This is a genomic window from Streptomyces sp. CA-278952, from assembly GCF_028747205.1.
Lineage (GTDB): Bacteria > Actinomycetota > Actinomycetes > Streptomycetales > Streptomycetaceae > Streptomyces.
Genome location: NZ_CP112880.1, coordinates 3390273 through 3402996, shown reverse-complemented (window position 1 = coordinate 3402996; position 12724 = coordinate 3390273). Strand labels below are relative to the sequence as shown.

Below are 12724 nucleotides of genomic sequence, written 5' to 3'. Positions count from 1 at the left end.
GGCGAGGCGGGCGGGCGGGTAGTGGGCGGTGGGCAGCGGGCGGTGGGTCACTTTACGTGGATGCGATCGCCCGGGGCCTCCCGTACGGTCCTGCCCATGACGACAGCACGCATCGATCTGACCCTTGACGCCGTCGACGCCCAACTCCTCGCCGCCTTCTGGAAGTCGGCCCTGGGCTATGTGGACCTGCCCCCGCCGCCGCCGTACGCGACCCGGGAGGAGTGGCTCGCCCAGTTCGAGCTGCCGGAGGGTGAGACGGTGGACGACGGGGCCTGGCTCTGCGACCCGGACGGCGTCGGCCCCCGGCTCTCCATCCTCAAGGTCCCCGAGCCGAAGACCGCGAAGAACCGGCTGCACATCGACGTGCGGATCGCGGGCCACGGCACCCCCGCCGAGCGGTGGGCCCGCGTCCGGGCGGAGGCCGCGCGGCTGGTGGCGGCCGGCGGGTCCGTGCTGGCGGAGGTCGACGAGAACCATGTGGTGATGGCCGACCCGGAGGGCAACGAGTTCTGCGTGGCGGCGGCCGGCGCGCCCACCCCGGCGGCCGCGTAGCCTGGACGCCGTGAACGCCGCTCCCCGGATCCTCGCCGTCCTCGATGAACTGCTCGCCTCCGCCGAGCCCGGCGCGCGTGGCGCGCTGTGGCATCTGGCCGAGCAGGGGCGGGAGTTGGACGCCAACCTGGTGCGCCTGCCGGCGGGCGCCGCGGTCGGTGAGCATCAGGAGGACGTGCTCGATGTGCTCCTCGTCGTGCTAGAGGGCCGGGGGAGCGTCAGGACGGCGGAGGGCGGAGGGGCCCTGGAGCTGGGGCCCGGCGCCGTCCTCTGGCTGCCCCGCACGTCACGGCGGGCGCTGGTCGCCGGGCCCGCCGGGCTCGTGTACCTCACCGTCCACCGCCGCCGCCCCGGCCTCGCGATCAAGCCGCCGGCCGGGGCCTACGAGGGCGGCGAGGGGCCCTGCATGCTGGACCGGGTCTGCCCGGAGTGCGGGCGGCTCTCCCAGGACCCCGCACCGGTCTTCTGCAGCCGGTGCGGGGAGCGGTTCCCCGAGCGCTGAGCCCGGGGCGGCCCGGGCCGGAGCCTTGGTGCACCGTCGGCTCGCGGGCCGGAGCCCTGGTGCACCGTCGGCTCGCGGGCCGGAGCCCTGGTGCACCGTCGGTCCCGCGACCCCTCAGAACCCCTCGCACTCCGTCAGATCCGGGCGGCCCGGCGGATTGTCCTTGCCCACCAGGTCGGCCAGGTTCTCCGTGTACATGTCCTCCCAGATCCGGCCGGCCAGGATCGTCCTGAGCGCCGAGCACACCTCGCCCTTCAGGAGCGGGCTCTTCGGCCGCATCGCCACGCCGTAGCCCTCCGCGCCGTTGATGGGCTCCAGCTGCCGCACCTTGCCCGGGTTGGCCTTCACGTATCCGGCGAGAATGATGTCGTCCGAGGCCACCGCGTAGACGTCGGACTCCGGGTCCAGCAGTTTGTCCAGGCAGTCCTGGTAGGTGTTGGGCTGCGACTTCGCCATGGTGAAGCCCCGCTTCGGCAGCTCCGTCTCGTACGTCGACTCCCGCGCCGTGCACACCTCGACGCGCAGGTCCACCAGGTCGCTGGAGTCGTTGATCGTGTACTTGCGCGACTTCTCGCGGACCAGGAAGCTCCGGCTCGCGTCGTAGTACGGGCCCGCGAAGTCGACGCTGTAGCCGCCGGGCGAGGCGGTCTTGCGGTCGTCGGTGATGCTGTACGACGCGATGACCAGGTCCACCTGCTTGGTCTTCAGCGCGGTGCTCCGGTAGTCCGTGGCGACCGTGGTGAAGGCGACCTCGCCCTTGCCGTAGCCCATGCTCTCGGCGATCGCGTACGCCAGGTCGACGTCGTACCCCCGGTACGTACGCGTCTTCTTGTCGAACTTGCTCAGGCCGGGCTGGTCGTCCTTGACGCCGATCTTCAGGGTGGGGTGGGTGTCCTTCCACCGCTCCTTGCTGCCGCTGCCGGCGGCGCCCCCGTCGTCACCCTGGCCCTGCACCGAGCCCGCCCGGTCGTCGCCGCCCCCGCCCTTCTCGCCGTCGCCCTGGGAGACCAGCCAGCCCGCGCCGGCCAGCAGGGCCAGGCACGCCACCGCCGCGGCCGCCTTCCAGCCCCGGTACCGGCCGGGCGGCCCGCCCGACGCCTGCGCCGGTGCGGGCGGCGGGACGGCGGGGCCGGGCGCCGGCACCGGCGCGGGCGTGGGCGTCGAGGGGTTCGGAGTGGAAGGGTTCGGAGGGGAGACGGCCGTCGGCGGGTGCGTCGCCGCGGCGGCGGCCCGGGCCGCGTTCGGCGCGGCGGGGTCCCCGAGCACCTCGCGGAGCATCGCCTCCGCCTCGGCGGCGTCCAGGCGCTCCCGCGGGTCCGTGATCAACAGCCCCTGGATGACCGGGGCGAGAGGCCCCGCGTAGCGGAGGGCCGGGTCGGGGGACTGTCGGATGTTCTCCTGGACCTCCCACACCTCGTGCCCGGCGAAGGGCACGCGGCCCTCGACCATCTCGTACAGGGTGATCCCCAGCGCCCACAGGTCGGAGGCGGGGGTGGGGCCCGGGGAGGCGGGGGCGAAGAGTTCGGGTGCCAGGTAGGAGGAGGTGCCGATGACGCTTCCGGACCGGGTCACCCGGTCCGCGCCCTCGAAGGTGGCGATGCCGAAGTCCACCAGGATCGCGAGGCCGTCGTCGCGGACGAGGACGTTGCCCGGCTTGACGTCGCGGTGGACGACCGATGCCGCGTGGACCGCTTGCAGGCCCTGGAGGACCTGGAGGCCGATGTTCGCGGCCCTCGGCACGGGGAGGACCCCGTCGCCGCTCAACAGGTCCCCCAGGGACCTCGCTTCGAGCAGCTTCATCACGATCCAGACCTGGTTGTCGGTCTCGACCTGGTCGTGGACCGTCACCACGTTCTGGTGCTCGATCTTGGCGATGGCCTCCGCCTCGCGCCGCGCCCGTTGCAGGGCCGCCGTCTGCGTCGCGGCGGTCATCGAGTTCCGGTCGAGGAGGCCCTTCACGGCGACGAACCGGCGCAGCCGCCGGTCGTGGGCCTTCCAGACCTCGCCCATCCCACCGCTGCCGATCGGCTCCAGCAGCTCGTAGCGGCCGTCGATCACGGTCCGGGGGGAGGGCGGATCGTCGTGCGGCGGAGGCGGCGTGCTCGGCCACTCCTGCGGCGCCCCGGCGTCCGGCCGTCGGGGGTCGTCGTCCGACCGGCGGTCCTCGGGACCCCTGGCCTCGTCGCCCGCTCTGCCGGTCCTGTCTTCGTTGTGCATACGACCCCCTGTGCACTACATGGACCACGCCAGATTAGACGTTACGTCCTGCTCGGACGCGCTGGCGCGAGGTGCCGGTTCGCGCCCGGGCGATCGGCGGTACGGAGGGGAGCCTAGGACGCCGCGCCGCCGTTGCTCTTCAGCAACTGGCCGTTGACCCACTGGCCTTCGGGGGAGCACAGGAACCCCACCAGGTGGGCGGTGTCCAGCGGGGTGCCGAGACGGCCGAGCGGGGTGCCCCGCGCCAGGGTCTCGCGCAACTCGTCGTTCATCCAGCCGGTGTCCACCGGGCCGGGGTTGACGACGTTCGCGGTCACCCCGAGGTGGCCCAGCTCGTGCGCGGCGGCCAGCGTGATGCGGTCCAGGGCCCCCTTGCTGGCCCCGTAGGGGAGGTTGCCCACGGTGTGGTCGCTGGTGAGCGCGACGATCCTGCCCGTCGGGGTGCCGGGGACGGTGCCGGGCGTGCTGCGGAAGCGGAGCCCGTACTCGCGGATCAGCAGCCAACTGGCCCGGGAGTTCACCGCGAAGTGCCGGTCGAACGCCTCCACGGTGGTGTCCAGCAGCCCCGAGTCCACCGACTCCGCGTGCGAGAGGACGAGTGCGGTCACCGGCCCGCCGAGGCTCTGTTCCGCCTCGTCGAAGATGCGGGTCGGCGCGTCGGGGTCGGTCAGGTCCGCCTCGATCGCCGCCGTACGGGCCCCTGCCTCCGCCAGCTCCTTCTCGATGGACGCGGCGGCCCCGGGCTCGGCGCCCCAGTCCATGCGGCGGTCGTACGGCGTCCAGTAGGTGAAGGCGATGTCCCAGCCGGTGGCCGCCAGCCGCCGCGCGATGCCCGCGCCGATGCCGATGCTGCGGCCGACGCCGGTGATGAGGGCGATGGGGCGGCCCGGTCCGGAGGCGGGCGGGGGCTGTTCGGTGTTCGTCACGCGGTGATCCTTCGTGACCCGTACGCGTACGTCAATGGCCTTTCCGGACACGCGGGCGACGCTCTTGCGCCTGCGCTGAGCTGCGGGCGGACCGTTCGCCCGGGGGCGTCGCGGTGTGGTGCGACCTCCCCCGTCCGGGCCGGCCGCCGCGCGGGTCACGCGGCCGGCCCCCGGCGCCCGCAGATCAGCTCGTGGGCGAGCCGTGCCGTCGCGAGGAGACTCTCGCGGTCCGTACCGAGGTTGGCCCGCGCCGACAGTCCGTGCCAGAGGGACTGGATGAGTCCTGTCAGGGCCTCCGCGTCCGTGTCGGCGGGGAGTTCCCCTTCCTGGACGGCGCGTTCGACGCGGGCTTTCAGGGCCCGCTCGTTGGAGTGCTGGAGTTCGGCGAAGTAGGCGCTGGTGTCGAGTGTGCCGGTGCTGTCGGCCATGGCGGCGCTGCTGAGCAGGCAGCCGGGGTGTTCGTCGTCGGGCCGGGTGAACTCGTGGACGGAGTCGACGAGGACGCGTTCGACGGCGGCCCGGAAGTCCGTTGTAGCGAGGGCCTGTTGGTAGATCTCGCGGTAGCGCTCCGCGTAGGTCCGTACCGCTTCCTCGAACAGGCCGGCCTTGCTGCCGAAGGTGCCGTAGAGGCTGGAGGTGGAGAGCCCGAGCAGTGCGGTCAGGTCGCGGGTCGAGGTCCCCGAGTATCCGCGTCGCCAGAAGAGGCGGGCGGCGTCCAGGAGGGCGCGGTCGCGGTCGAAGGCTCGTGGGCGTCCACGTTTCGGCTGGGGCACCCTTGCATTGTAGAGCGATCGCACCATAATGAATTTATGGAGCAATCGATTCGGAAAAGGTTCTCGGTGGCCGGCGGCAGCTGGGTCACGGTCGACGTGTACGGGGAGCCGGACGCGCCGGGCCTCGTCGTCGTCCCCGGGGCGATGAGCGATGCCTACGGCTGGCGTACGGTCGCGACCGCCGTGGACGCCTGGCCGTCGGTGGCGGTCGTCAACCGACGGGGCCGCGCGCCTTCGGGGCCGATGACCAGCGCGTACTCCCTGCGGACCGAGGTGGCCGACCTCGGCGTGGTGCTGGACGGACTGGGCGGCGCCCAAGCGCTCTTCGGCTGGAGTTACGGCGGGCTGATCGCCCTGGTGGCCGCCGACGAACGGCCCCTGCGCCAGGTGATCGCCTACGAGCCGGTGATGCGCCCGTTCGGCCTGGACGTGCTGCCGGGACTGAAGGCCGCACAGGAGGCGGCGGACCCGGGCGGGGCGGTGGAGATCGTGCACCGGCGCCTCGCCGGCCTCGACGGGGCGGCCGTCGACGCCCTGCGCGCCGACCCCGAGGTGTGGGCGGCCCTGTGCCGGCTCGCCGGGCCGCTGTACGCCGAGCTGGCCGCGCTGTACGGGGAGCCCGCGCCGGAGGCCCTCGCCCGGCGGGCGGACCGCGTCGACCTGATCGTCGGCGGGACCAGCCGCGGAAGGGCCCCGTACGGCACGTCGTTCGACGACGTCGCGCGGCGCGTTCCCCACGCCGGGGTCCATGAGCTGCCCGGCCAGGGGCACATGGCACACCTCCAGGCACCGGCGGAGCTGGGCCGCCTGATCGGTGGCCTGGCCGCCGCCCGCTAGGCCCTGTCGTGCAACCGGCCACCCGCTCGACGTCCGTCACAGGCGGCGGTAGGTGCGGCCGCCGCGCCGGGGGAGCGCCGTCGGGTCGTCGGGACCGTTCCGGGTGGCCTTCAGCGCGAGGTGGACCTCGGCGCGCACGGTGGCGTCGGCGAGGTTGCGCGCGAGGTGGTCGGCGCACCGGGTGAGCCAGCCGGCCAGGGTGGTGCGGTGGACGTGCAGTTCGGCGGCGGCGGGGGCGGTTCGGGCGTGGTGGCGCAGCCAGCAGGCCAGGGCGATCCGCAGGTGCGGCTCCAGACCGCCGACCAGGCCGGCGGCCCAGCTCCGGGCCGCCTCGGTGTCCAGGAGTTCGTCCGGCAGCGCCTCCAGCCGGGCGGGACCGGCCGGACGGCCGCCGCTGCTGCGGTTACGGCTGCTGCTGAGGCGGATGCCGGCATCGGCGTCGGCTCCGGCCCCGGCGTCGGCGAGGTCCAGGTCGGGGGCGGGGGCTGGGGCGCGGAGGGCGAGCAGCAGATGCGCCTGCACGGTGGCGTCCTCCAGGTCCGCGCCGAGCAGCCGGGACAGGTCGCGTATCCGGGCCCGGACCGTGCCGGCGGACAGGCCCAGCGCGGCGGCGGCGCGGGGCTTGCTGCCGGCGCGGAGCCAGACCAGGAGCAGGTGCTGGTGGGCCGGGGACAGCGGGCGCAGCACGGACGCCGCCCAGCGGGCGTACGGGGCGGCGGGCAGGAGGGGGGCGAGCCGGGAGGTGCCCACGGCGTCGGCGGGGACGATGCGGGAGTCGGGGGTGGCACTGTGCCGGGCGGCGGCGGCGTCGCTGTGGGCGGTGGGCGTCTCGGCCAGGGGCAGGGGCCCGGCCATGCCCGCGAGCAGGTGGTGCCGCTCACACAGCCGGGAGACCAGGCGCAGGATCCGCCCGTCGTCGCCGCCGTGGTGGAGCTCGGCGACGACCAGCTCGCCGTCCGGCCGGCCGATCAGGGTGCAGGCGTCGGCGTGCGGGGCGAGGGAAGGGCGCACGGCCCGCCAGAGCACCTCGTGGGCGGTGGGCAGGTCGGGGCCCGAGAGCCGGTAGACCGTGACATGCGTGAGCCTGTTCCCGCCGAGGGTCTCGGTGACGGCGGCGGTGTGGCCCGCGAGTAGCAGCCGGATGAGGGTGGTGTGCAGCCGCATCTGTTCGCCCCGCAGCTCCGCCGCCCGCTGGCCGCGCACCTCCAGGAGGGCCGCGGTGGTCGTGGCGACGTGGCAGGCGTGCCCCGGGGGCACGGTGGGCGCCGGGGCCAGGACGAGGACGGCTCCGGCCGCCGGGTGCTGCGTGCAGTGCGGGTGTTCCAGTGGCGCGGCGGCCGCGTGCACGCCGTCGGCCGCAGCGGCTGCGGGGGTGCTGTAGACGGCCCCGGCGATGGGGTCGGCCAGTACCGCCCACCCCTGGACCAGGGACGCGGCCTCGGCGATCAGGTGCGCACCGGAGCGCGTCGCTGCCCGCAGCAGCCGGGCCGCAGCCTCCCACTCGTGCCTGGCCGCAGCCTCCCGCTCGTGCCGGGCATCCCGCGGGCCGGTGGCCCCGTGGCCGGTCGTGCCTGTGCTGCTCATGGGCGAGCCTCTGCGGGCCGTGCGCGCGCCGCGCGCGGGAAGTTCCGCGCGCGGCGCGGCAGTTGCGGACGTGGGTCAGGGAATGCGGGCGACCGCGCCCCACCCGGCCCGGGCCGTGGTGGTGCCGGTGTTCGCGTCGGGCCGCCAGTTGGGCCAGGACACCATGCCCGGCTCCACCATCTCCAGCCCTTCGAAGAACGCGATCGTGGTCTCCGGCTCCCGGAAGATGTACGGGATCGCGCCGCTCGCGTTGTACTCGTCCTGGACAGCCCGGTGGGCGTCGTCCGAGGCGGTGGAGTGGCTGAGCGAGAGGTAGCTGCCGGAGGGCAGGCGGTCCACCAGCCGCCGCACCAGGGACAGGGCGTCGTCCCAGTCCACGATGTGCCCGAGGACGTCACTGATCACGAGGGCGACGGGCTGTGTCAGGTCCAGGGTCTTGGCCGCCCCGGTGAGCACGGTCTCGGTGTCGCGCATGTCCGCCTCGACGTAGGCGGTGGCGCCCTCGGGGGTGCTGGTCAGCAGCGCGTGGACGTGCAGGAGCACCAGGGGGTCGTGGTCGACGTAGACGATCCGGGAGTCCGGGGCTATCCGCTGGGCGACCTCGTGCGTGTTGTTCGCGGTGGGCAACCCGGCGCCCACGTCGAGGAACTGGCGGATTCCGGCGTCCCGGGCGAGGTGGGTGACCGTACGGCGGAGGAAGTCCCGCGACTCCTTCGCGAACGTCTCGATCAGCGGGTACTTCTCACGGTAGGCGTCGCCCGCCGACCGGTCCGCCGGGAAGTTGTCCTTGCCGCCGAGCCAGTAGTTCCAGACACGTGCGGAGTGCGCGACGCTCGTATCGATCTGCGCGGGCAGTTCAGGCCCATTTCCGGTCGTACTCATCCTGTAACACCTCTCCTGTTCGGGCCGGCCGCATCGCCATCACGCACGACACGTCCAGCATTCCCTGATACGTCTGCACGGGGTGGGGGCTGTCCCACACCTCCGCCGTGCCGGGGAGTCCGCCCTCCCGCACCACATGGTCGGCGATCTCCCGGATCTCCACCCGGTAGAGGGTCAGCGCCGGGACGCCGGTCAGCGGGTGCGGCGGCGCGTACTCCGGATGCAGCTGTACCGTCACATCGCCCCGCTCCGCCAGCCGTTGGATGCTCCTGAGCTGCTCACGCATCACGTCGTCGCCGCCCACCCGGACGCGCAGCGCGGTGACGGGGAGCACGGCCCAGAGCCGGGTCTGCTGTTCCTGGAGCCGTTTCTGACGCTCGACCAGAAAGTCCGCCCGGCGCCGGCGCCCGGCCGCGTCCCGGTCGGGGCACCTGATCTCGTCCACGGCCATCGCGTAGGCCGGGGTCCGCAGCAGCAGCGGAACCAGCGCCGGGTCCCAGGTGCGTACGACGCCGGCCGCCGACTCCACGCTCATCAGGTCCATCAGCCAGGGTGCCATCGCATCGCGCCACGGATGCCACCAGCCGGGCATGTTGGCCGCGTTGAGCCGCCCCATGATGTCGTCGGCCTCCGCCGCACCCGCCCCATAGGCGGCGAGCAGGGCGGACACCTGCCCCACGTCGAGGGAGGTCTGCGCCTGTTCCAGCCGCCGCAGCGTCGTGGGATGCCACCCCAGCTGCGTGGCGGCCTGGGGGACGGAGAGACCGGCGCCTTCACGCAGTCGCCGCAGGCGGGCCACGAGAACCAGATGCCGCGCCGTCCGCCCCGACCTCTCGCGCGCCACGGCTTCCCCCTCCCCGTTCCGGTCCCGTCCCGATCCCGCTGCCGTACCGCTCCGGTCCCGTTTCGGCTCGATCTACCCGACATTCCGCGCAGTCTGCGCACAGTGCACACAGCGCATCTTGCGACGGTCGCACGGCGCTCTCAAGGTAAGCATGTCCGACTCGACCACACGCCAACTCGGTGAGACCGGACCGATCTTGCCCCCACCGCCAACACCGTACGCAGCCAGCCCCCGTCCTCGGCCCCAGCAGCTCCCGCCCCAGCCCCGCCGCCCGCCCCAGCCGTTCCGTGCACTGCCGTTCCGCGCACCGTCGTTCCGGCGGCCCGTTCTCTGGAGCCCACCGCATGAACAACATGACTGACCTGACCGACCTGACCGACCTGAACCACCTGAACCACCCGTCCCACCTGAACCGCCCGTCCCACCCGAAGCTCCGGTCCGTCGTGGGGATCCCGAGTCCCACCCCGGCCCGCCCGCTCGACCTGCGCGTCCGTGCCCAGCGGATCCAGATCGACGAGCTCGTCGTCGACGACCCCCGCCAGGTACTCGCCCACGCCGGCCAGGCCGCCCTCAACGACCCGGACACGGCCGCCCTGCTCGGGCACAATCCGGCCACCCCGCTGTCGCTGCCCGCCGCGGCGGCGCTCCTGTGCGCGCTCTACGACACGGACGCCCTCACGGCCATGGGGCTGCGCCTCAGCCGCCAGACCACCCGTGTCTCCGCCTCCAACCAGCAGACGGAGCCTGTCTCCCTGGTGCTGTCCACCACTCAGTGCCAGGACGACTGAGATTTCCGGAATAGCCGGATAGCCGGATGGCCGATTGACCGGGAGGGTCGGACAGCCGGACAGCCGGACAGCCGGACGGCCGGACGGCAGCGCTCAGGTCGGAATTCTGTGCAGAATTTCTACAAGCTTTGCGCGAGTGACACAACTCACGTCCGCGAAGCGGTTTTTGCCATGCTTTACTCGTCGGCTTTCACTTGTTCGGATCTCCCAGCGGCTGATTTCATTCGATGATCGGCAATGCCCGGGCCAGGGGGTGGATTTCTTTCGGCGGGATCACGCCGACGCGTCGATCCGTATGACGACGGGAGGGACGTCGGGCGGGTCGGGCACCGAGCAGCTCGTCGCACCAGCCGCAGCGGACGACGCTCCCTCCCCGTCGTCCTTCGTACTACAGCAAGGATGATCCCGCCCGTGCCCCGCAGACGTACACGCACAAGCACCCGCCTCGCCATACTCGGAACGGTTCTGGCAGCCACCGCGAGCTCTGCCGCCTTCACCGGCACGCAGGCCGTGGCCGTCGCCGGTTCCGCGGCCCCCGCTGCTCTTCAGGCATCCACCGCGCGCCTCCACATCGGTGACCGCGAAACCGCCCGCTCCTGCTCCGGCGCGCTGGTCGACCGCCAGTGGGTACTGACCGCGGCAAGCTGCTTCGCCGCCGCCCCCGGCGGATCGGTGGAGATCCCCGCGGGCAAGCCCGCGCTGAAGACCACGGCGACCATCGGCCGCAGCTCGCTGTCGGGCACCGGCGGACACGTCTCCGAAGTCGTCGAGTTGATTCCCTCCGCCGGACGCGACCTGGTCATGGCCCGTCTCGCCGAGCCCGCCACCGGCAGCACGCCCTTCACGGTGAGCGCCTCTCCCGTGGGCCAGGGCGACACCCTGCGGGCGGTCGGCTTCGGCCGCACCAAGACGGAGTGGGTGCCGGGCACGGCCCACGCGGCATCGATGACGGTGGGTTCGGTCTCCGCCACCGAGCTGTCCGTGTCCGGCGCCACCGCGAACGACGCGCTGTGCAAGGGGGACACCGGGGCCCCGCTGCTGAGCGAGACCGCCGGCGGCGTCGAGCTCCGGGGCATCGCCACCCGCTCCTTCCAGGGCGGCTGCCTGGGTGAGACCGAGACCCGCACCGACGCCCTCGCCACGCGCACCGACGACGTGACCGACTGGATCGCGACGACCGTGAAGCGGTCGTGGGCGCTGCTGATGACGTCCACCGACTTCAACGGCGACGGCAAGGGCGACCTGCTCGCCGTCGACGCGGACGACGATCTCCTCTACCTCCACCCCAGTGACGGCCAGGGCGGATTCGGCGCGCCCGCGAAGGTCAGCCCGGGCCGGTGGAGCGGGATGCGCATGCTGAGCACCGCCGACTTCACGGGAGACGGCAAGCCGGACATCCTCGGCTCCCACACCGGCGGCAGCCTCTACCTCTACCCCGGCAACGGGACGGGCGGCGTCACCGGGTCCTCGATCGTCGGCACCGGATGGAACCACTTCCGCCTGCTCGGCGCCGGTGACTTCAACGGCGACAAGAAGGCCGACCTGATGGCCCTCCACACCAACGGCACCCTCTTCTTCTACGCGGGCAAGGGCAACGGCTTCGCCCCCGGCGTCCAGGCCGGTACCGGATGGGGCGGCATGCGCCTGATCGCCGGCGGTGAGTTCACCGGCGACGGCCGGATCGACATCTACGCCGTACACGACAACGGCAGCCTGAACCTCTACGAGGGCAAGGGCAACGGCACCTTCAGCGCCGGCGTCAAGACCGGTGACGGCTGGCAGAACATCCGCCTGCTCGACTCCTCGGACTTCAACGCCGACAAGAGGCACGACCTCGTCGCCCTGCACGCCAACGGCAACATCCTCGCCTACCCGGGCAAGGGCAACGGCAGCTTCGGCACCCCCGTCCTGACCCCGCCGCCGGCCAACTAGTCCCACCGGCACAGCACGTCGTACTCCGTACGAACCGCCTCCGCCACCAGCCTCGAACGGCTGGTGGCGGAGGCGGTTGCGGTAGTCGTCCCTCGGTGCCCTGGGGGCGGCGGCGCGGACGGGGAGAGAGCCGGTATACCCCGGGCAGGGTGCGCCCAGGACCTTCGCGGGTTGTCTCTGCGCAGTCGCCGCGCCGGCTGCCTATCCTTGCGGCTATGACAGCCCAGTATCCGGAGCCCTCCCCGCGCCCGGTTCCTCCAGGTGGAATCCGTGCCTCTCACGACGACCGGGAAGCCGTGGTGGAGCGGCTGCGTGATGCGGCGGCCGAGGGGCGCATCGATTTCGATGAGCTGGACTCACGCCTGGAGCTGGCGCTGACGGCCAAGACGCACGGCGAACTGGCGACCCTCACTGCTGACTTGCCGGTGCCGCACTCCTCCTCGGCCACCGCCTCGGCCTCCGCAGCGGGGAGCCGACCGCCACTGGTGCTGAAGGGCGGCATGTTCGGCGCGTCCCTGGGCCCCGGGCGCTGGGAGGTTCCGGGACACGTGATCGCCCACGGAGGCGTGGGGGGCGTGACCCTGGACTTCACCCGGGTCGAGTGCCGTCTCGCGGAGGTCGTCGTGGAGGCTTACGCGGAGACATCCGGGGTCACGGTCGTCATCCCCGACGGCTGGGTCGCGGACACCAGCGGCATCGACCCCGGCATCGGCGGGCTGACGGACAAGACCACCTCCGACCGGCTCCCGGGAACCCCGCTGATCCGGCTCACCGGGTCCGGCACCATGGGCGGAGTGGTCATCCGCCACCCCAACAAGCGGGAACGACGCAAGCTGGACGCCTCCTAGCTAGGGCGTGTATCGGGAGTACGTGGGGTACCCCCGGAT

12 protein-coding genes are annotated in these 12724 nt (G+C 72.9%); 6 read left to right on the top strand and 6 right to left on the bottom strand.

Translation table 11 applies throughout. The features are described from left to right. Positions 1-96 precede the first annotated feature (96 nt). Entirely contained in the window at positions 97-552 is a 456-nt protein-coding gene (locus tag N7925_RS15140; protein WP_274344139.1) for a VOC family protein, read from the top strand. A gap of 10 nt (positions 553-562) precedes the next feature. Continuing rightward, entirely contained in the window at positions 563-1054 is a 492-nt protein-coding gene (locus N7925_RS15135; RefSeq protein WP_274344138.1) for a hypothetical protein, read from the top strand. A 114-nt stretch (positions 1055-1168) separates the two neighbouring features. Here the strand turns inward: N7925_RS15135 and N7925_RS15130 are convergent, their stop codons facing one another. The 3 genes from N7925_RS15130 to N7925_RS15120 all read right to left on the bottom strand — a co-directional run bounded on the left by N7925_RS15130 (position 1169) and on the right by N7925_RS15120 (position 4970). Continuing rightward, entirely contained in the window at positions 1169-3271 is a 2103-nt protein-coding gene (locus N7925_RS15130) for a serine/threonine-protein kinase (RefSeq protein WP_274344137.1), read from the bottom strand. Positions 3272-3384: 113 nt separating this feature from the next. After that, entirely contained in the window at positions 3385-4197 is an 813-nt protein-coding gene (locus N7925_RS15125) for an SDR family oxidoreductase (protein ID WP_274344136.1), read from the bottom strand. 155 nt (positions 4198-4352) lie between these two features. Continuing rightward, positions 4353-4970 carry a TetR/AcrR family transcriptional regulator gene (locus N7925_RS15120; protein ID WP_274344135.1) on the bottom strand — a complete coding sequence of 206 codons (618 nt, stop codon included), beginning with the start codon at positions 4968-4970 and terminating at the stop codon, positions 4353-4355. Between the two features lie 36 nt (positions 4971-5006). Here N7925_RS15120 and N7925_RS15115 point away from each other — a divergent pair, with 36 nt between their 5' ends. Next, entirely contained in the window at positions 5007-5807 is an 801-nt protein-coding gene (locus N7925_RS15115) for an alpha/beta fold hydrolase (RefSeq protein WP_274344134.1), read from the top strand. A 36-nt stretch (positions 5808-5843) separates the two neighbouring features. Here the strand turns inward: N7925_RS15115 and N7925_RS15110 are convergent, their stop codons facing one another. The 3 genes from N7925_RS15110 to N7925_RS15100 form a co-directional block, all read right to left on the bottom strand. Continuing rightward, positions 5844-7391 (bottom strand): PucR family transcriptional regulator, encoded by a 1548-nt coding sequence (locus tag N7925_RS15110; RefSeq protein WP_274344133.1) that lies wholly within the window; start codon positions 7389-7391, stop codon positions 5844-5846. Positions 7392-7466: 75 nt separating this feature from the next. Continuing rightward, complete coding sequence (locus N7925_RS15105) at positions 7467-8273, bottom strand: SAM-dependent methyltransferase (protein WP_274344132.1); 807 nt, start codon at positions 8271-8273, stop codon at positions 7467-7469. Then, a complete protein-coding gene (locus N7925_RS15100) occupies positions 8248-9117 on the bottom strand; it encodes a helix-turn-helix domain-containing protein (protein ID WP_265600128.1) in 870 nt (289 codons plus the stop codon). Before N7925_RS15100 ends, N7925_RS15105 begins: the two co-directional genes overlap by 26 nt. A 344-nt stretch (positions 9118-9461) precedes the next feature. On the opposite strand from N7925_RS15100, the gene N7925_RS15095 reads away from it, so the two are divergent. The 3 genes from N7925_RS15095 (at position 9462) to N7925_RS15085 (ending at position 12685) form a co-directional block, all read left to right on the top strand. Continuing rightward, entirely contained in the window at positions 9462-9905 is a 444-nt protein-coding gene (locus N7925_RS15095) for a hypothetical protein (RefSeq protein ID WP_274344131.1), read from the top strand. A 411-nt stretch (positions 9906-10316) separates the two neighbouring features. Then, positions 10317-11837: an FG-GAP-like repeat-containing protein gene (locus tag N7925_RS15090; protein ID WP_265600126.1), complete on the top strand. Its 1521-nt coding sequence runs from the start codon at positions 10317-10319 to the stop codon at positions 11835-11837. A gap of 215 nt (positions 11838-12052) precedes the next feature. Continuing rightward, positions 12053-12685, top strand: coding sequence for a DUF1707 SHOCT-like domain-containing protein (locus N7925_RS15085; RefSeq protein ID WP_265600125.1), 633 nt, complete (start codon positions 12053-12055; stop codon positions 12683-12685). Positions 12686-12724 lie beyond the last annotated feature (39 nt).